The organism is Bradyrhizobium sp. B117 (assembly GCF_038969555.1).
Taxonomy (GTDB): domain Bacteria; phylum Pseudomonadota; class Alphaproteobacteria; order Rhizobiales; family Xanthobacteraceae; genus Bradyrhizobium.
On the sequence record NZ_CP152414.1, the window covers coordinates 4,972,039 to 4,992,107 of the forward strand.

Below are 20,069 nucleotides of genomic sequence, written 5' to 3' on the forward strand. Positions count from 1 at the left end.
AGGAAGGCCTGGTATTATCCTAGTATTCTCAAAGCCCTCCATCGCGGGAGTGACATCATGGCCGATCCACGCCGCGTCGAATTCGGCGACTTCCTGCGGTCCCGCCGCGAGAAGCTGTCGCCGAAGACCGTCGGGCTTCCGGCCGGCCGCCGGCGGCGCACCGCGGGGCTGCGCCGTGAGGAGGTCGCCCAGCTCGCCGGCATCGGCGTCGACTGGTACATCCGCCTCGAGCAGGGCCGCACCGTCAGTCCCTCCGTCACCACCATCGACGCGCTCGCCCGTGCGCTGCGCCTCTCGAAGACCGAGCATGCGCACCTCAAGGCGCTGGCACGCGACGGCGACAAGCGCGCGTTCACACGCGAGGTCGTGCCGGCGCCCATTCGGCGGATGATCGAGAGCCTGCCACATCCGGCCTACATCACCGGGCGGCGCTGGGACGTATTGGCCTGGAACGAGGCCGCCGAGGAGGTCTTCGCCTTCGGGCAGCTGCCCGAGCAGGACCGCAATACGCTGCTGCTGGTGCTGACCAACAAGCAGACGCGAAAGATTTACGGCGCGGGCTGGAGCGACGTCGCCAAGAGCATGGTCGCGATGTTTCGCGCCACGCACGACGTCTGGGCCGGCGATCCGGCTTTCGCCGAATTGCTGACGCGGCTGCGCCAGGGCAGTCCGGAATTCGTCAAATGGTGGGAGGCGCACGAGATCCGCAGCACCTCGTCAGGCCTCAAGACCATGAACCACCCGACCAGGGGCCTGCTCCGCTTCGAGCACACGAGCTTCCAGGCCAATGACGATCCTGCGCTGAAGCTCGTGATCTATACGCCGGTGTAAGGGCATCGAGCACAACGACGACGACGTCCCGACCCGAGCGCGAGGCAAGCACGCCGGCGGACTCTCAACGCAAGGGAACCTAAATGCCCTCAGCTGGTTAGACGGCAGTCGGGTGGGCCATCTCCTGAAGCGGAGAGCGGCGCGAATGGTCGCTTCCATCCAGATTTGGCCGGGAGAGGGAATTGTCGGGGGCGGAGCGATGACGATGGCGGCCGGGGCGCATTTGACCGATCGCAACTCCGTTCTTGCCGCCCTTGGCGACTACATCCGAGAGATCAGCAATCCCGACGATCTCGCCTATGCCGCGGCGGAGCTGCTCGGCCGCAGCCTCGATGTGAGCCGGGCGGGCTATGGCACGGTCGACACCTCGGCCGAAACCATCACGATCAACCGCGATTGGAACGCGCCTGGCATTTTGAGCCTCGCCGGCGTGCTGCACTTCCGCGACTATGGCAGTTACATCGACGACCTCAAGCGCGGCGAGACCGTGGTTTGTGCCGACGCAGAGCAGGACGCGCGCGTCGGTGATCGTGCGCGAGCGCTCGCGGCGATCTCTGCCCGTGCACTCGTCAATATGCCGATCTCGGAGCCCGATGGGGTTGTGGCTCTGCTCTACCTCAACAATGCAACGCCCCGAAGATGGACTTCGGAAGAGCTCGAGCTCATCCGCGAAGTTGCCGAGCGCACGCGCACTGCCGTCGAGCGTCGCCGCGCGGAGACGTCCGTGCGCGAGAACGAGGCGCGCCTGCTCTTCCTGGATGCCCTCAACAAGGCGACTGCCAAGACCCGCGATGCGGACGGTGTCCTTGCAGTGACGACCAGGATGCTTGGTGAGCATCTCGGCGTATCGAACTGCGCCTATGCCGATATGGACCCTGACGAGGATGGCTTCACCATCCGTGGGGATTGGGCGGGGCCAGGGGCGATCCATATCGTGGGTCACTACAGCCTCGCCAATTTCGGCAAGAAGGCGGTTCAGGAGCTCAGCGCCGGCAGGCCGCTCATCATCAATGACAATCTGAAGGAGATCGCGCCGGAGGAAGCGGCCACCTTCCAGAGGATCGGCATCGGCTCGACGATCTGCATGCCCTTCGTGAAGGAGGGGCGCCTGACCGCCTTGATGGCCATTCATCACCGCAGTCCGCACCTTTGGACCCGGCGCGAACTCGCTCTGCTCACCGAGGTGACCGAGCGATCATGGGCGCACATCGAGCGCGTTCGATCGGAAGAGGCTGCGCGGGAGGCTGCCGAACGGCTCAGTCTTGCGAACACCGCGGCCGGGATCGGCATCTGGGATTATGACCCGGTCAACGACGTCTTGCGATGGGACAACCGCTGCAAAGCATTGTTCGGTTTGTCCCCCGATGCCGACGTCAGCTATGAAGGGGCCTTCCTGAAGGGCCTGCATCCCGAGGACAGGGACCGCGCACACGGGGCGGTCTCCAAGGCCCTGTCGCCGGAGTCCCCGGCAGCCTACAACATCGAGTATCGGACGGTTGGCATCGAGGACGGTGTCGAACGCTGGGTCGCCGCCACCGGTGATGCCCTCTTTTCCAACGGCCGCGCCGTGCGGTTCATTGGCACGGTCCTCGATATCACCGACAAGAAAAAGTCCGAGCGCCATCTGAGAATCCTGAACGACACGGGCGCTTCGGTCGCCCGCGAACGAGATCTCGAGACGATCGTTCAGGTCGTCACGGATGCCGGCGTCGAACTGTCGGGCGCCCAGTTCGGGGCGTTTTTCTACAATGTGCTGACGTCCGATGGCGGCAGCTACATGCTCTATGCATTGTCGGGCGCACCTCGATCGGCGTTTGAAAACTTTCCGATGCCGCGCAATACCGCCGTATTCGAGCCGACCTTCAAGGGAACGGCGGTGGTCAGGTCCGACGACATCCTGCAGGACCCTCGTTATGGCAGGAACACGCCGCGGAAGGGTATGCCGGAAGGCCATCTTCCTGTTCGGTCCTATCTGGCGGTGCCCGTGGCCTCGCGAAGCGGTGAAGTCCTCGGCGGACTATTCTTCGGTCATGGTGAAACGGGAAAATTTCAGGCCGAACACGAGACTGCCTTGCTCGGCATCGCCGGCCATGCCGCGACGGCGATCGACAATGCGCGGCTTCTGACGCGACTCCAGACGCTCAATGCCGAACTGGAGCAGCGGGTTGCCGACGAGATCGGCGAACGCATGAAAGCCGAGGAGCAGCTGCGGCAGGCTCAAAAAATGGAAGCCGTCGGGCAGTTGACCGGAGGCATCGCCCACGACTTCAACAATATGCTGGCCGTCATTCTCGGCAGCTTGAACCTCGCCAAGCGGCGGCTCGGAAAGGGAGAGGTCAACATCGATCGCTTCATCGACGGGGCCATTGACGGCGCGAACCGCGCAGCCACCTTGACGCAGAGGCTGCTGGCCTTCTCTCGCCAGCAGCCGCTGGCGCCCGAAATCGTGGACATCAACAAGATGATCGGCGGCATGAGCGAACTGCTCGACAGGTCGCTCGGCGAGCTCATTCGCCTCGAAACGGTTCTGGCGGCCGGTCTCTGGCGCGTCAGAGCGGACCCCGCGCAACTGGAAAGCACGGTTCTCAATCTGGCGGTCAATGCCCGCGATGCCATGCCCAAGGGCGGCAAGCTGACCATCGAAACAAGCAACGCGTCGATCGATCAAAGATATGCTCGCGAATACGTACTGGCGCCCGGGCAATATGTCCTCATTGCCGTGACGGACAACGGCGTCGGAATAGCGAACGACGTGCTGGGCAGGGTGTTCGACCCGTTTTTCACGACCAAGGAAGTGGGCAAGGGGACCGGCCTTGGACTGAGCCAGGTCTATGGTTTCGTGAGGCAGTCAGGCGGCCACGTGAAAATCTACTCGGAGGTCGGCGTTGGCACGACCGTAAAGGTCTACCTGCCGCGCTTCGTCGGCGATGACAAAATTCGGGAGGCCTCGGAAAGCGTGGCGCATCCCGGCGCAGACTTCCAGAAGGAGACCATTCTCGTCGTCGAGGATGATGAGCGTGTTCGCAACATCTCGTCGGAAAGTCTGCGCGAACTCGGTTACACCGTTTTCGAAGCGGCAGGCGCGAAAGAGGCGATCAGGAAGATCGAAGAGGGGCCCGTTCCGGATCTGCTGTTTACGGATGTCGTGATGCCCGAAATGACAGGCGCCGAGTTGGCAACCGAGCTGTTGAAACGGCACCCTGGACTGAAAGTGCTGTTCACGACCGGCTATACGCGCAATGCAATTGTTCACAACGGCATGCTCGATGCCGGCAAGCATCTGCTCTCCAAGCCCTTCGCGATCGAAGATCTGGCAGCCAAGGTCCGCAGTCTGCTCGACGAGATTTGATCATCCGGCTCCATCCAAACCCCGCCTTCCACCTATTGTGCCGGCACGGCCGTCGGCTTTGCGCCAGCCCCCGGCGGAATTGCCGGCCAGGGGCTCTTCGGCTTGGCCGCCACTGACGAACACGCCGTCGCAAGCCGTGGCCACATGGACGCCAGGCCTGTCAGGTCGATGTCCAGTCCTGTCGTATCCGTCTTTTCGTCCGGCATGGTCGTGGTTTGCCGGACATGCAGCGAGCGAGACGCCAGCATCGTGAAGACCATATCGCGGTCGACGTTGCCACTCCACATTTCGTACTTCCCGGCGTTCACAGGAGAGCCTCCGGCCTCCTTGCTCGTGTCGGCATCCGCCGTCATCGATATCGTGCTTTTGCCGGCGCTCGCCTTGTCGATGTCACCCGCGAACATCAGCGGCACGCGATTCCTGCTTTCGCAATACATGCGCCACTCCATCGTCCGGAATGACGCGCCGTTTTCCGTCTTCGTCACGGCGATCTTGCTGACGAAGGGCCGTGCTCCCGTCTCCAGCCTCCATGTCCCCTCGGCAAAGGGCCGCATGTCGATCCCGAAACGATAGAGCTCGGCGCGCGTCAGCACGTGCAGGTTTTCGTAGGTCACGGTCCGGATGAGGTCATCGAGCTCGCGGCTGATCCCCATCGCCGCGATGAACGCGGCGCGGACGCGTTCGGCTGTCACCATCCGGCGCTGCCTGATCTCTGCGAGCACCTCCGGAGGCGGTTCCCTGCGCATGTTGAGGACGAGCCGGGAGTTATGCACCGCCAGCACTGCATCGGGGGCCACCGCGCGCGATGTTGCTCCGAGAAACAGGTAAGCGCAGGCCGAGTTGCACATCGCATGGTAGGTGGTGAGCTGGGCCTCGACCTCGCCGCCTGCAGTCTTCAGCTTCAGGCATTCGGCGTCCACCTGCGTCTCCGCGGCGCACGCGGCCACGATGGTCCGGCCGACCCGGGCGACCGCCTTGCGGCTGCGCAAGAGCCGCCCGATGACATAGGATTGCTCCACGTTGCCGCCGGGTGAATGAAGGTAGATCGGACGCTGCGTGTCCGTGACGCCCGCCAAGAAGTGGCGAACGCGCGCCGCGGCATTCTCGTCGATCTTGCCCTCGATGGCGATCCAGCGGTCGCAGCCCGGCCCGCACGCGTCCGGCGCTCCCCTGGCAAGATAGATCGTCAGCCCCGGAGCAAATCCGGTCTTTTCGGCCGGTGTTTCTTCGGCATGCATTGCGCCGGGAAGCAACAGGGCGGCGGCGACAAGCAGGATACGGGTGAGCATGAAATTGATGGGACCGGAGGCTTTAAAAAGACGAATGAAGGCTACTCGAAGATCAGACCGTGCATAACTTTCGGTGGCATGGCGAAGCTCAGCTTATTCCTCATCGTCGAACGCGACTACATCCCTTCACGAATGCGCATTGTAAGTTTTCGCCCGCGCTGCCGCGTTTGCAGTTTGAGGCCACAGGCGCTATGTCCGGTTTCGGAATGATCTGAACATGACAATCTCTGACGACAATGAGCTCTCCCGCCTGAAGGAGATCGGCCGTATCGTCGCCAACACCCTCGAGGCGATGGGGAAGGCGCTCGAACCGGGCATGACCACCGGCGAGCTGGACCAGATCGGACGAAAGCTCCTGGAAGCCGCCGGGGCACGTTCGGCGCCGGAGCTGGCCTACGACTTTCCCGGGGCGACCTGCATCAGCGTGAACGAGGAGATCGCGCATGGAATCCCGGGGCAGCGACGGATCGCGCGCGGCGATCTCGTCAACATAGACGTTTCAGCCGAGAAGAACGGACTCTTTGCAGACACGGGCGCCTCGTTCGCCGTTCCGCCCGTGAGCCGCGCGATCGAGCGCCTTTGCAGGGATGGCCGGCGGGCGATGTGGACCGGCCTGCGGCAGGTCGGCGCCGGCAAGCCGATGGCCGGCATCGGCCAGGCTATCGGGACCTTCGCGCGGAAGAACGGCTATAGCCTTGTCAGGAATCTCGCCAGTCACGGCGTCGGCCTGTCGCTCCATGAGGAGCCGACGGAAATCGCGACATGGCCCGACCGCTCCGAGCGCCGCATCATGCGTGACGGCCTGGTGTTCACGGTCGAGCCGTACCTGTCCCAGGGCGCCGAGTGGGCCCAGGACGGCGATGATCCGTGGACGCTGTACAGCAGCCCCGAAGCTCCGACCGTTCAATACGAACACACGGTGATTGCCACCCGAAACGGACCCTTGATCGTCACGCTCGCGGGTTAAGGTTGCCGGGGTTGTAGCCCAAGACGGTGCAGCCGCTCGCCGGGCGCGGATGGCGTCAGGCCACGGGATCCCTGTGAACCGCCGAACGGCTTCGATGATCCGGCGCCAGCGACGGCGCGAGCGGAGCAGCGTCGCGTCGCGCGGTGAGTTCGACCGGCGCAGACTTGGCGCCTCGCCAGGCCACTATCCAGATCAGGAAACCGAGCAACGCAAGCGCGGCGCCGACGGGGCCGGTGGAGGTCCAGCCCAACCCCTCACGAATGGCGAGGCCGCCAAGGAAGGGACCGAGCGCGTTGGCGGTGTTGAACGCGGAATGGTTCAGCGCGGCAGCCAGCGCCTGTGCATCGCCGGCGACGTCCATCAGCCGGGTCTGGAGGATGGCGCCGAGCGAGACGCTGGCACCGATCGCGAAGATGTCGATCGCGAGCAGCCAGGGATTGCCGGCCGCCAGCGGAAACAGCAGCAGCGCGACAGCAGCAAACAGCAGGATCACGCCCGCGGTCGGCATCAACGCGCGGTCGGCAAAGCGCGGCACGAACAGATTGCCGAGCGTGGCGCCGATGCCGAACACCGCCAGGAAGAACGGGATGACCGTTGTGCTGACCTTGGTGACCTCGATCAGTGTCGTCGCAAGATAAGTATAGACGGCAAACATGCCGCCGAAGCCGATGGCGCCGATCGCGAGCGTAATCCAGACGCGTCCGCTTCGGAGCGCACCGAGCTCGCGCAGCGGGTCCGACTTGCCGGCCCGGTCGCGCGGCGCGAACAGCGCGCAAAGCAGCACCGTCAGCAGCGCCAGCATAGACACGAGGCCAAAACTCGCGCGCCAGCCGACCGCCTGGCCGATCAGATTGGCCAGCGGCACGCCGATGATCGTGGCTATGGTCAGGCCGAGCATGACCTGGCCGATCGCCTGGGAGCGGCGATGCTGCGGAACGAGCGAGGCCGCGACCAGCGCGGCGATGCCGAAATAGGCGCCATGCGGCAGCCCCGAGAGGAAGCGTGCCGCGATCATCCAGCCGAACCCAGGCGCAAGCGCCGTGAGCGCGTTGCCGAGCGCGAACACGGCCATCAGCACCAAGAGCTGCGTGCGCCGCGCGAAGCGCGCGCCAGCTACGGCGATCAGCGGCGCGCCCAGCACCACGCCGAGCGCATAGGCGCTGATCGCGTGTCCCGCGGCCGGCTCGTCGACATGGAGGTCGGCGGCGAAGAACGGCAGCAGGCTCATCGATGCGAATTCGGTGGTTCCGATCGCAAAGCCGCCCATTGCGAGCGAGAACAGGACGATGGCGAGGTGAGGGGGCGCGGAAGCAGATTGCGCTCCGCGCGCGGTCGCTTGGGACGAAGCTGTCATGTGTCCTGCATTGGTGGCGTCAACGGGAGCCAGCCCAGTGAACGTCGCCACCCCTGCAAGATTTGTCCGTCGAACTTAAACCTGGATCAGCCCGCGTCAACACCACGGCCGCAATGCAGAGCCGGCCGCATATCAGCATCCCGATTGGCACGTGCCAAACTAGTCGATCCGCTTTGACCGCCGCGCAGCCTTCGGCTTGCTCTGCGCAAAGTACGGGTTCACGACGCAGCTCGCTGAACGTCCCACGGCGAGAAACTTGCACTGTTCGAGCGAGGTGTAGCGGCAATCGAAATAGCCCACCTGACCGTAGATCTGCATGCAGACGGGATAGCTGGGATCATAGGTCTGCGCCCGCGCGTGCGCGCTGACGAGCAGCGTGCCGATCGCGGCGAGCGCGAGAGCGGCGCAGCGCATCTCAGCGCAGCGGGAGATAGCCCGGCGCAAATGTGCGCGGGCGGTTCTGATACGCATAGGGATCATCGCTCTGGCCTGCGAAATACGGATTGGCGATGCAGGTCAGCGCGCGGCCCGATGCGCTTGCCTGACACTGCGCGTAGCTGTCGAACCTGCAATTGCTCAGTCCCGGCCATTCGTCGCCCGTGAGGCAGAACGCATGATTGGTGCCGAACGCGCGTGCGGGCGTGCTTGCGTCGAACGCGAATGTGGCGAGAGCGAGCAAAAATGTGGCGACAATGGGGAGAGTAATTCGTCCACGCATTTCAATTCTCCATCACGCGTTTGTGCGCGCGGCGTTGTTACGCGCGCACGCGATGAATATCGTGTAGTCGACATTGGAACTCGTGAAAACACTTGTTTCAAAGGGTTTCCCGCGCGCGCTGCTAAATATGCATTAACGTAGCGAGGGCCTTTGGCTCTGACTGTGGCGTCGGAGTTACAGCAATTCTGTCGATCGCTGCTAAGACGACGCCACGGCCCGGGGGCCTACTGAAGAAACTGGAACGGGAATCAAATGAAGAAGAATCTGTTGCTCGCCGCTGTGAGCCTCGTCGCGCTCAGCGCGACTGCGCCGGCGCTGGCTGCTGATCTCGCTGCGCGTCCTTACACCAAGGCGCCTGCGATGGTCGCGACGATCTATGACTGGAGCGGCTTCTACATCGGTATCAACGGCGGCGGCGGTTCCTCGCACGCGACCTGGGATTTCGTCGGCGTCGGCCGCGAAGGCTCGCACGATGCGACCGGCGGCACGGTCGGTGGCCAGGTCGGCTATCGCTGGCAGTCCGGCCAGTGGGTGTTCGGCGTGGAAGGCCAGGGCAACTGGGCCGACTTCTCCGGCGACAACGCCAGCGCGCTGTTCGCCACCCGCAACCGCACCAAGATCGACGCGTTCGGTCTGATCACCGGCCAGGTCGGCTACGCCTGGAACAACGTGCTCGTCTACGTCAAGGGCGGTGCGGCTGTGGTCAGCGACAAGTACGAGATCTTCGGGCTCGGTGGTCCGCTGCAGGCTTCGACCAGCGACACCCGCTGGGGCGGCACGGTCGGCGCCGGCCTCGAGTACGGCTTCGCTCCGAACTGGTCGGTTGGCGTCGAGTACAACCACATCTTCCTGTCGGACAAGGATGTCACCTTCGCTGGCTTCGCCGGCTCGGAGCGTATCAAGCAGGACGTCGACATGGGTCTCGTCCGCCTGAACTACAAGTTCGGCGGCCCGATCATCGGCCGTTACTGAGCAAAGTACTGAGATCGATCGCTCTGCAAGGAGCGATCGTCGAAAGCCCCGGCCTTGCGCCGGGGCTTTTTGTTGTTGAAATTCAGGTAGTTAACCATCCCGTTTCTCGGCGGCTGAGATCGCTTGACTCCCAAGAACGAAATGAGAACAATGTTCTTCATACGTTCTAGCAAGGGAGCGAGACCATGTTCAGGATTTTCGTGGAAGAGGCGGCTGCACTGGCGTCCATCACGCTGTTCGTCGGGATGATCGCAATCTGGGCGCAGGTGATTCCGCAGCTCTGATTCCCCACTCTTGCAGGCCCGGTTGGGGAAAAGCGGGACGACGCGAAGGATCGGCCGGTCCGGCGTGGACTCTCGCGGCGCGACACCCCACCATTGTGAGGCGAGTCGGCCCGGCGAGTGCATGATGCCTTGAGGAGCCGGCGACCGCTCCATCTCATCTGCAAGAGGCCGTCACGCGACCATGCCGAGCGCCGGATTTGTCCACCTTCACGTTCACTCGGCCTATTCGCTGCTCAAGGGCTCGATCAAGATCGCCAAGCTCGCCGAGCTTGCGAAGAAGGACCACCAGCCGGCGCTGGCGCTGACCGACACCGACAACCTGTTCGGCGCGCTGGAGTTCTCCGACAAGATGGCGGGCTCTGGCATCCAGCCGATCGTCGGCCTGGAACTGGCGATCGATTTCGGCGACCAGGATCCGACCGCGCGCAACGCGATGGGGCCCTCGCGCGTGGTATTGCTGGCGGCGCAGGAGCGCGGCTATCGCAGCCTGATGCGGCTGAACTCGCGCGCGTTCCTCGAATCGCCCGACAGCCATGCCCCGTTCATCAAGTTCGACTGGTTCGACGGTGAGACCGAAGGCCTGATCGCGCTGACGGGCGGGCCGGACGGGCCGATCTCGCTGGCGCTGGCCGGCGGCATGGCCGAGCTCGCCGCGACGCGCTGCGAGCGTCTGGCCAATCTGTTCGGCGACCGCCTCTACATCGAATTGCAGCGCCACAACCTCGACAAGGAGCGGCGCATCGAGGGCGGCTTGATCGACATCGCCTATGCGAAAGGCCTGCCGCTGGTCGCAACCAACGAGCCGTATTTCGCCGCGACCGACGACTACGAGGCGCATGACGCGCTGCTCTGCATCGCCGGCGGCCGGCTGATCGCCGAGACCGATCGCGTGCAGCTCACGCCGGATCATCGCTTCAAGACCCGCGCCGAGATGGCGGTGCTGTTCGCCGACATTCCGGAGGCGCTGGCCTCGACCGTGGAGATCGCCGAGCGCTGCTCGTTCCGCCCGATGACGCGCAAGCCGATCCTGCCGTTCTTCACCGTCGGCGCCGCCGCCAGCTCCGATGCCGCCGCGGTCGAGGCCGCCGAATTGAAGCGACAGGCGGAAGAGGGGCTCGCCAACCGCCTGCGCGTCCATGGCCTGTCGCAGGGCATGACGGAAGAGGACTACAACAAGCGCCTGGCGTTCGAGCTCGACGTCATCATGCGCATGAAGTACGCGGGCTACTTCCTGATCGTGTCCGACTTCATCAAATGGGCCAAGGCGCACGGCATTCCGGTCGGGCCGGGCCGCGGCTCGGGCGCAGGCTCGCTGGTGGCGTGGGCGCTGACCATCACCGACCTCGACCCGATCAAGTTCGGCCTGCTGTTCGAGCGCTTCCTCAATCCGGAACGCGTCTCGATGCCGGACTTCGACATCGACTTCTGCCAGGACCGCCGCGGCGAGGTGATCAAGTACGTTCAGGAGCGCTACGGCCGCGATCAGGTCGCGCAGATCATCACCTTCGGTACGCTGCAGGCGCGCGGCGTGCTGCGCGATGTCGGCCGCGTCTTGCAGATGCCCTATGGCCAGGTCGACAAGCTGACGAAGCTCGTGCCGCAGAATCCGGCGGCGCCCGTCACGCTGGCGGCAGCGATCGAGAGCGAACCAAAACTCCAGGCGTTCCGCGACGAAGACCCGGTGGTGGCGCGCGCCTTCGACATCGCCCAGCGCCTCGAAGGCCTGACCCGGCATGCTTCGACCCACGCGGCCGGCATCGTGATCGGCGATCGCCCCCTGAGCGAGCTCGTGCCGATGTACCGCGATCCGAAGTCGGATATGCCGGTGACCCAGTTCAACATGAAATGGGTCGAGCCCGCGGGCCTCGTCAAGTTCGACTTCCTCGGCCTGAAGACGCTGACCGTGCTCGACGTCGCGTGCAAGCTGCTCAAGCCGCGCGACATCCATGTCGATCTCGCCACGCTGCCGATCGACGATGCCGAGAGCTACCAGATGCTGGCACGCGGCGAGGTGGTCGGCGTATTCCAGGTTGAAAGCCAGGGCATGCGCCGCGCGCTGGTCGACATGCGGCCGGACCGTTTCGAGGACATCATCGCGCTGGTCGCGCTGTATCGCCCGGGCCCGATGGCGAACATTCCGACCTATTGCGCACGCAAACACGGCGACGAGGAGCCGGAATATCTGCATCCCGTGCTGGAGCCGATCCTGAAGGAGACTTTCGGCGTCATCATCTACCAGGAACAGGTGATGCAGATCGCGCAGGTGATGTCGGGCTATTCGCTCGGCGACGCCGACCTCCTGCGCCGCGCCATGGGCAAGAAGATCCGCGCCGAGATGGACAAGCAGCGCGACATCTTCGTCGCCGGCGCGGTGAAGAACGGCGTGCCGAAAGCGCAGGCCGAGACCATCTTCGAACTGCTCGCCAAGTTCGCCGATTACGGCTTCAACAAGAGCCACGCGGCGGCCTACGCGCTGGTGTCCTACCACACCGCCTATATGAAGGCGCACTATCCCGTGGAGTTCATCGCGGCGTCGATGACGCTCGATCTGAACAACACGGACAAGCTCTCCGAATTCCGCTCCGAGGCGCAGCGCCTCGGCATCAAGGTCGAGCCGCCGAACATCAACCGCTCCGGCGCGACCTTCGAGGTCGGCGAGAAGGTCATCTATTACGCGCTGGCCGCGCTCAAGGGCGTCGGCATCCAGGCCATCGAGCAGATCATCGAGGAACGTACCAGGCGGGGACTGTTCACCTCGCTCGCCGACTTCGCTGCGCGGGTCAATCCGCGCGCGATCAACAAGCGCATCATCGAGAGTTTAGCTGCCGCCGGCGCCTTCGACACGCTGGAGCCGAACCGGGCCCGCGTCTTCGCCGGCGCGGACGCGATCCTGGCCGCCTGCCAGCGTTCGCATCAGGCCGAGACGATCGGCCAGAACGACATGTTCGGCATGTCGGCGGACGCGCCGACCATCATGCTGCCGCAGATCGAGCCGTGGCTGCCGGCCGAGCGGCTGCGCCGCGAGTATGACGCGATCGGCTTCTTCCTGTCGGGACATCCGCTCGACGACTATGCGACCGTGCTCAAGCGCCTGCGGGTGCAGTCATGGGCCGAGTTCTCGCGCGCGGTGAAGACCGGCGCCACGGCCGGCAAGGTCGCCGCGACCGTGGTGTCGCGCATGGAGCGGCGCACCAAGACCGGCAACAAGATGGGCATCATGGGACTGTCCGATCCCACCGGCCATTTCGAGGCGGTGCTGTTCTCCGAGGGCCTCGCGCAATATCGCGACGTGCTAGAGCCGGGCGCCGCGGTGCTGCTTCAGCTCGGCGCGGAATTGCAGGGCGAGGACGTTCGCGCCCGCGTGCTGCATGCAGAGCCCTTGGATGACGCCGCCGCCAAGATGCAGAAGGGCCTGCGCATCTTCCTGCGCGACACCAAGCCGCTGGAGTCGATCGCCAAGCGCCTCGCCGGCCCCGAGATGGCGGCCACCAACGGCGCCGCGCCGAAAATCGGCAGCCCCGGCATCGCGCCGCGCTCCAATGGCGACGGCGAGGTCTCGCTGGTGATGATGCTCGACCTCGAGACCGAGGTCGAGATGAAGCTGCCGGGCCGCTTCAAGGTCTCGCCGCAGATCGCCGGCGCGATCAAGGCGGTGGCGGGCGTCGTGGACGTGCAGCAGCTCTAGCCGGCCGTCCCGGACGGACGCCGTCCGGGCCTGCGGAGCGGCGGACATTGTGGTCTCGCCAGATCATTGCGGCTATGATCGCGACGATGCAGCTCGTTTGCGCGGACGTTTTCGGCCGCACCGGGAGGAAGCGAGACATGTGCGAGCAATGCCCACAATCCCTACATGACAGGATCACGCCGTCGCGGCGATCCGCGATGCTGTTCGGCGCCTCCGCACTCGGCGTTGCCCTGAGCGGGGTCGCCTTCGCCAGGGAGAGCAAGGCGCCACCCAAGCCGCAGAACGTGCTGGCGCCCGATGCGGCGCTGAGGCGGCTGATGGACGGCAATGCGCGCTATGTCCAGGGCGTTGCGCGGCGACATGATTTCAAGCACGAGCGCGAAGCGCTGGCGGGCGGCCAGAACCCGTTTGCCGCCGTGCTGAGCTGCGCCGATTCGCGCATCGCACCGGAATATGCCTTCGACACCGGCCGCGGCGATCTCTTCGTCTGCCGCATCGCCGGAAATTTCGCCGGCAACGAGATGATCGCCAGCATGGAATATGCGGTCGGGGTGCTCAATACGCCGCTGATCCTCGTTCTCGGCCATGACAGTTGCGGCGCGATCGATGCGACGCTGAAGGCGATCAAGGACAACACGTCGCCGCCGGGCCACATCCCCTCGCTGGTCGATGCGATCGCGCCTGCCGCCAAGGCTGCGATGCAGCAGGGCGGCGACGTGCTCGACCAGGCGATCCGGCAGAACGTGATCGACAATGTCGCCAAGCTGAAATCGGCGGCACCGATCCTCAATGCGGCCGTGGAGCAGGGCAAGCTGAAGGTCGTCGGCGGCATCTACCGGCTTACGACGGGAACGGTCGACCTGATCGCGCAGGGCTGAACGAGCTGATCGCTGTCGTGCCGGTTCAGCGTCGTGACGCTGAGGCGGGCCTGGCGCAGACAGCTATCGTCGGCGCCGGGCGCCATGCCACCGCCTCAATCCGAGCCTTTCGTTCAAGCGCCATTCAGCCAGCCGCGCGTCTGATGCGCGCTGGCACCTCAACGACAAAGCCGGGCAAGCAAGCCATGCGTGGGACGCTCAAAGCCTTCATCTGCCTTCTCCTGCCGCTCGCGGTCCTTGCCGCGGGCGCACCGGACCAGGCGCGCGCGCAGCAGCCGGAAAAGCGCATCGCGCTCGTGGTCGGCAACGGCGCCTACGCCAAGTCGCCGCTGGCGACGACCGCGAACGACGCCGGCCTGATCGCGCAGACGCTGCAGGCGGCGGGCTTCGACGTTGTCGGGGCGCGCGATCTCGATGGCGACACGCTGCGCAAGAGCTTTCGCGATTTCATCCAGAAGGCCCAGGCCTCCGGCCCCGGCACCGTCGCGATGATCTATCTGGCCGGTTACGGCGTGCAGCTTGCGGGCGAGAACTATTTCATCCCGGTCGATTCCAACATCAGCCGCGACACCGACATTCCGACCGAAGCCTTGCGCATCAGCGACTATGTGCGCCAGCTCGCGTCGATCCAGCTCAAGGCCAACATCGTCGTGCTCGATGCGGCCCGCGCCCAGCCCTTCATCGAAGGCGGGCAGCCGATCGCCAGCGGCCTCGCGCTGGTCGAGCCCGAGGCGAACATGCTGATCGCCTTCAACGCCGCACCCGGCACTGTCGCGCCGGAAGAGCCGGGACCCTACGGCATCTACGCGCAGTCGCTGGCCGAGATGATCCGCACCGGCGGGCTGGCGCTGCCTGACGTGTTCGACCGCGTCCGCCTGCGTGTCAACGAATCCTCCAAGGGCGCGCAGGTGCCCTGGAACGAGCAGAAGATCTCGGCGCAGTTCTCGTTCTTCGAGCGCGGGCCCGATGCGCCGCCGCCGGAGGTTGCGCCCGACCAGATCGCTGCGATCCGGAGCAAGCCGATCCACGATCTCGGCGTGCAGGATGCCTATGCCGCCGCGCTCGCGCGTGACACGCTGCCAGCCTACGAGGAGTTTCTCGCGGCCTATCCCGGCGATCCCTTGTCGAAGCGCGTGATGGTGATCGTGGCGGCGCGCCGCGAGGCGATCACCTGGCGGCGGACCTATCGCGCCGACACGCCGGACGCCTATTGGTCCTATCTGCGCCGCTATTCGCGCGGGCCGCATGCCGGCGACGCGCGGCGCAGGCTTGCGATCCTGACCGCACCGCTCGAGCCGCCGCCGAGCTTCGCCATGCTGGATTACGACGTGCCGCCACCGCCGCCGGAGGAGGTGGTCTATGTCGACCGTCCCGTGCTGTACTTCAGCGACCCTGATTTTGGCTTCGCGCCGCCACCGCCGCCGCCGATCTATTATCTGCCGCCACCGCCGCCGGATTTCGTCGTGTTGCCGCCGCCGCTGCCGGTGGTCGGGCTGTTCGTGCTGCCGCAGCCGGTGTTCGTGCCGATTCCGGTGTTCGTCCGCCCGCCGATCTATGTCGCGCCGCCGCCGAACAACATCATCTACCAGAACATCCACAACACGACCGTCATCAACACCGTGATCAATCGCCCGCTGGCGCCGCCGCCGGGTTTCAGCACCGGAGCGGCCAGTCTGGCGCCGGCGGTGGCCGGTCGCGCCAACCCCGCAGGCCCGGCCGTGCCGCAGGCCGTCGCCCAGCGCGCCGCTTTGATCCAGCAGGGCAAGGCGCCGATGCCGCAGAGCGCGACGATCCAGCCGACGGCGAGGCCGGGAACACCCCCGGTGACACCGGCGAATGTTGCCCCGACCTCAGCGCCACCCACCGCGCCGCTGCCCAGATTGCCCCAGGCCAACACGTTGCCGGTTCCCGGAGCCCAGGGTGGCCCGCCCGCGCCGCCGGCGGGGGCAGGGCCTCTGCCCGGCGGCAAGCCCGCGCCGACCGCGACGGCTCCCGGCACAACGCCGCCGGCCCATCCCGGTCCGCCAACGACGACCGCTCCGGCCGCTGCACTCGCGCCGACCAACCCGACTGCTGCGCCTGGCCAGCCGCCCAAGCCGCCGGTTGCGGGAGTGCCGCCCGGAACCGGGCCTGCGGATCGCGCCAAATCCGCTATCCGCGAGCCGGCCGGCTCGCCGCCGCCCGCTGCCGACACATCTGCGCGCCCCGCGGGACGACCGGCCGCGCCGCCACCCGCCGCCGCGCGCGAGCCGGCTAGGCCGCAGCATCTTCCGTCGGCTGCGCCGGCGCAGGTGACCCGGCCCTCGGCCCCACCACCGCGGTCCCAGGCGGTGGCGAGGCCGACGCCTCCGCCGCCAGCCGCCGTCGCGCGCCCGGCGCCACCGCCTCCGCCGCGCGTCGCATCGCCTCCACCGGCACGGGTGGCTCCGCCGGTCGCAGCCGCGCGGCCTGCGCCGCCACCGCCCGCAGCCCGGCCGGCGCCCCCGCCGCCACCCCGGGTGGCGGTTGCCCCGCCAGCCCGGCCGGCCGCACCGCCGCGTCCTGCGGCACCGCCGGCCGCCGCGAAGAAGTGCCCGCCCAACCAGCCGAAGTGCTAAAGCGCGCTGAAATTAGGATGGATCGTCATCGCGCTTTAGGTTGTTGTTTGAGCATGATCTTTTCGGAAAACCGCTGGGCACTTTTCCGGATCATGCTTTAGGGCAGGGCGGAGGCCCTACGGGAAACGGCCTTCGGCTGGCGAAAACCGCCCCCGAATGGCCCTTATTTCCTTGCTTCTGGCCGAAATGGCGCTATATAGCGCGCCATCTCACACGGAAACATGGCTCACAAGGCCGTCCGGTGGCAACCGGGGCGAGAACGCTCCGTTTTGCTCACACGTTTCCGGAGGAACCAACCGGAGAATTAGAACGATGGCACTCCCCGATTTCACTATGCGTCAGCTGCTCGAAGCTGGCGTGCACTTTGGTCACCAGTCTCACCGCTGGAATCCGAAAATGGCTCCCTTCATTTTCGGCACCCGCAACAACATCCACATCGTCGATCTCGCCCAGACCGTGCCGATGCTGCATCAGGCCCTCCAGGCCGTCAGCGACACGGTTGCCAAGGGCGGCCGCATCCTGTTCGTCGGCACCAAGCGCCAGGCGCAGGACGGCGTCGCCGACGCGGCCAAGCGCTGCGCGCAGTATTTCGTCAATTCGCGCTGGCTCGGCGGCACGCTGACCAACTGGAAGACGATCTCGGCATCGATCAAGCGCCTGCGTCATCTCGACGACGTGCTCTCTGGCGGTGAAGCCAATTCCTACACGAAGAAGGAGCGCCTGACGCTTCAGCGCGAGCGCGACAAGCTCGACCGCTCGCTCGGTGGCATCAAGGACATGGGCGGTCTGCCCGACCTGATCTTCGTGATCGACACCAACAAGGAAGACATCGCGATCCAGGAGGCCCAGCGCCTCAACATCCCGGTCGCCGCGATCGTCGACACCAATTCGGATCCGAAGGGCATCACCTATGTGGTGCCGGGCAATGACGACGCCGGCCGCGCCATCTCGCTCTATTGCGACCTGATCGCCCGTGCGGCGATCGACGGCATCTCGCGCGCGCAGGGCGATTCGGGCATCGACATCGGCGCCTCCGCCCGTCCGCTCGCCGAAGAGCTGCCGGCCCCGTCCTCGAGCGGCTTCCAGGGCCTTGCCGGTCCGCGCGGCACCGCCGACGACCTCAAGAAGCTCCCGGGCGTGTCGGGTGCGATCGAGAAGAAGTTCAACGACCTCGGCATCTTCCACTACTGGCAGCTCGCCGAGCTCGACCACGACACCGCGCACACGATCGGCGAAGAAGTCGGTCTGCCGAGCCGCGCGGATGCCTGGGTGGCCAAGGCCAAGGCGCTGACCGCGGAAGCGGAATAGTCAGAGCGACCGGGTGGCCGGATCGGATCCGGCCACCATTTCATTCAGTTGACGCGAATTCCTGAGATGGACCGCGGCGGGGCAAGTGGATGCCGCGCCGCGGCAAACCGGCAGGCAAGAAGGATATTCAACGATGGCAACGATCACAGCTGCGATGGTCAAGGACCTGCGCGAGTCGACCGGCGCGGGCATGATGGACTGCAAGGCCGCGCTCACCGAGACCAATGGCGACATGGAAGCGGCGCAGGACTGGTTGCGCAAGAAGGGCCTGTCGAAGGCCGCCAAGAAGTCGGGCCGCGTCGCCGCCGAGGGTCTGATCGGCGCGCTCACCAAGGGCAACAAGGGCGTCGTGGTCGAGGTCAACTCCGAGACCGACTTCGTCGCGCGCAACGGCCAGTTCCAGGGCCTCGTCAAGATGATCGCCCAGGTTGCCTTCGACGCCGGTGCCGATGTCGAGAAGATCAAGGCCGCCAAGGTCGGCGATGTCACGATCGAAGCCGCGATCAATGATGCGATCGCGACCATCGGCGAGAACATGACGCTGCGCCGTGCTGCTTCGCTCGAAGTGAGCCAGGGCGTGGTGTCGCATTACGTCCACGGCGCCGTTATCGACGGCGCCGGCAAGATGGGCGTGATCGTGGCGCTGGAATCGCCCGGCAAGGCCGACGAGCTCGCAGCTCTCGGCCGCCAGATCGCGATGCATGTCGCCGCCGCCAACCCGCTGGCGCTCGATCCGTCCGGCCTCGATCCGGCGGTCGTCAAGCGCGAGAAGGACGTGCTCGCCGACAAATATCGCCAGCAGGGCAAGCCCGAGAACGTGATCGAGAAGATCGTCGAGTCCGGCCTCAAGACCTACTACAAGGAAGTCTGCCTGCTCGAGCAGGCCTTCATCCACGACACCGGCAAGTCGGTGGCGCAGGCGGTGAAGGAAGCCGAAGGCAAGGTCGGCGGCGCTGTGAAGATCGCCGGCTTTGTGCGCTATGCTCTCGGTGAGGGAATCGAGAAGCAGGAAAGCGACTTCGCGGCCGAGGTCGCAGCGGCCAGCGGCAAGAAGTAAGCGCCGGAACGTTCCTTCCGGCGTGCCGCCGGAAGCGGCGCCCGGACAAGGAAAGTGCACATGACTGATCCGGTCTATCGTCGCGTCGTGATCAAGCTGTCCGGCGAGTATCTCGCGGGACAGCAGGGCTTTGGCATCGATCAGCCGACCGTGGACCGGGTTGCGGACGATCTGATCGCCGCCCGCAAGCTCGGCACCGAGGTGGCGGTGGTGATCGGCGGCGGCAACATCGTGCGCGGCGTCGAGGTCTCCTCGCGCGGCGTGTCGCGCACGACCGGCGACACCATGGGCATGCTCGCCACCATGATGAATTGCCTCGCGCTGGAGGCGACGATCGAGCGCAAGGGCATGCCGGCGCGCGCGCTGTCGGCCTTCGTCATGCCCGAGATTTCCGAGCTGTTCACCCGCACCGCGGCGCACAAATACCTCGCCGAGGGGCGGATCGTGCTGCTCGGCGGCGGAACCGGCAATCCGTTCTTCACCACCGACACCACGGCGGTGCTGCGCGCCGCAGAGATCGGCGCCGAAGCGGTGCTGAAGGCGACCAATGTCGACGGCGTCTACTCGGCCGACCCGAAGAAGGATCCGTCTGCCACGCGTTTCGACCGGCTGACGCATTCCCAGGCCATCGAGGGCGGCTACAAGGTGATGGATTCGACCGCCTTCGCGCTTGCCCGCGAGACGTCACTGCCTATCATCGTGTTCTCGATCGCGGAGCCGGGGTCGATCGGCGCGATTCTGCGCGGCACCGGCCACGGAACCATCGTCGCCGGCTGACGG

14 protein-coding genes are annotated in these 20,069 nt (G+C 65.7%); 10 read left to right on the plus strand and 4 right to left on the minus strand.

Going from position 1 to position 20,069, the window contains the following annotated elements:
* Positions 1–57: 57 nt before the first annotated feature.
* Together AAFG16_RS24435 and AAFG16_RS24440 are read left to right on the plus strand one after the other, a co-directional pair.
* A complete protein-coding gene (locus AAFG16_RS24435) occupies positions 58–831 on the plus strand; it encodes a helix-turn-helix transcriptional regulator (protein ID WP_283086717.1) in 774 nt (257 codons plus the stop codon).
* 199 nt (positions 832–1,030) lie between these two features.
* A complete protein-coding gene (locus AAFG16_RS24440) occupies positions 1,031–4,180 on the plus strand; it encodes a GAF domain-containing protein (protein ID WP_342740959.1) in 3,150 nt (1,049 codons plus the stop codon).
* A 32-nt stretch (positions 4,181–4,212) separates the two neighbouring features.
* On the opposite strand, the gene AAFG16_RS24445 is transcribed toward AAFG16_RS24440, so the two are convergent.
* Entirely contained in the window at positions 4,213–5,469 is a 1,257-nt protein-coding gene (locus tag AAFG16_RS24445) for a hypothetical protein (RefSeq protein ID WP_283086718.1), read from the minus strand.
* A gap of 217 nt (positions 5,470–5,686) precedes the next feature.
* On the opposite strand from AAFG16_RS24445, the gene map reads away from it, so the two are divergent.
* The gene (gene map, locus AAFG16_RS24450) at positions 5,687–6,436 is read left to right on the plus strand and encodes a type I methionyl aminopeptidase (RefSeq protein WP_342740819.1); all 750 of its coding nucleotides are present in this window, start codon (positions 5,687–5,689) and stop codon (positions 6,434–6,436) included.
* Positions 6,437–6,491: 55 nt separating this feature from the next.
* Here map and AAFG16_RS24455 read toward each other — a convergent pair whose 3' ends face one another.
* The 3 genes from AAFG16_RS24455 to AAFG16_RS24465 all read right to left on the minus strand — a co-directional run bounded on the left by AAFG16_RS24455 (position 6,492) and on the right by AAFG16_RS24465 (position 8,508).
* Positions 6,492–7,790 carry an MFS transporter gene (locus AAFG16_RS24455; protein ID WP_283086719.1) on the minus strand — a complete coding sequence of 433 codons (1,299 nt, stop codon included), beginning with the start codon at positions 7,788–7,790 and terminating at the stop codon, positions 6,492–6,494.
* Positions 7,791–7,949: 159 nt separating this feature from the next.
* Positions 7,950–8,204 (minus strand): DUF3551 domain-containing protein, encoded by a 255-nt coding sequence (locus tag AAFG16_RS24460; protein ID WP_283086720.1) that lies wholly within the window; start codon positions 8,202–8,204, stop codon positions 7,950–7,952.
* A gap of 1 nt (position 8,205) precedes the next feature.
* The gene (locus tag AAFG16_RS24465; RefSeq protein ID WP_342740820.1) at positions 8,206–8,508 is read right to left on the minus strand and encodes a DUF3551 domain-containing protein; all 303 of its coding nucleotides are present in this window, start codon (positions 8,506–8,508) and stop codon (positions 8,206–8,208) included.
* A gap of 252 nt (positions 8,509–8,760) precedes the next feature.
* Here AAFG16_RS24465 and AAFG16_RS24470 point away from each other — a divergent pair, with 252 nt between their 5' ends.
* The 7 genes from AAFG16_RS24470 (at position 8,761) to pyrH (ending at position 20,066) form a co-directional block, all read left to right on the plus strand.
* A complete protein-coding gene (locus AAFG16_RS24470; protein ID WP_342740821.1) occupies positions 8,761–9,480 on the plus strand; it encodes an outer membrane beta-barrel protein in 720 nt (239 codons plus the stop codon).
* Positions 9,481–9,945: 465 nt separating this feature from the next.
* The gene (dnaE, locus tag AAFG16_RS24475) at positions 9,946–13,449 is read left to right on the plus strand and encodes a DNA polymerase III subunit alpha (RefSeq protein ID WP_342740822.1); all 3,504 of its coding nucleotides are present in this window, start codon (positions 9,946–9,948) and stop codon (positions 13,447–13,449) included.
* A gap of 137 nt (positions 13,450–13,586) precedes the next feature.
* A complete protein-coding gene (locus AAFG16_RS24480; protein WP_342740823.1) occupies positions 13,587–14,327 on the plus strand; it encodes a carbonic anhydrase in 741 nt (246 codons plus the stop codon).
* A gap of 185 nt (positions 14,328–14,512) precedes the next feature.
* Positions 14,513–16,924 carry a caspase family protein gene (locus AAFG16_RS24485; protein WP_342740824.1) on the plus strand — a complete coding sequence of 804 codons (2,412 nt, stop codon included), beginning with the start codon at positions 14,513–14,515 and terminating at the stop codon, positions 16,922–16,924.
* A gap of 312 nt (positions 16,925–17,236) precedes the next feature.
* Positions 17,237–18,232, plus strand: a complete 996-nt coding sequence (locus AAFG16_RS24490) for a 30S ribosomal protein S2 (protein ID WP_027559432.1) — start codon at positions 17,237–17,239, stop codon at positions 18,230–18,232.
* Positions 18,233–18,365: 133 nt separating this feature from the next.
* The gene (tsf, locus tag AAFG16_RS24495) at positions 18,366–19,289 is read left to right on the plus strand and encodes a translation elongation factor Ts (protein WP_283086726.1); all 924 of its coding nucleotides are present in this window, start codon (positions 18,366–18,368) and stop codon (positions 19,287–19,289) included.
* A 60-nt stretch (positions 19,290–19,349) separates the two neighbouring features.
* A complete protein-coding gene (pyrH, locus tag AAFG16_RS24500) occupies positions 19,350–20,066 on the plus strand; it encodes a UMP kinase (RefSeq protein ID WP_283086727.1) in 717 nt (238 codons plus the stop codon).
* Positions 20,067–20,069 lie beyond the last annotated feature (3 nt).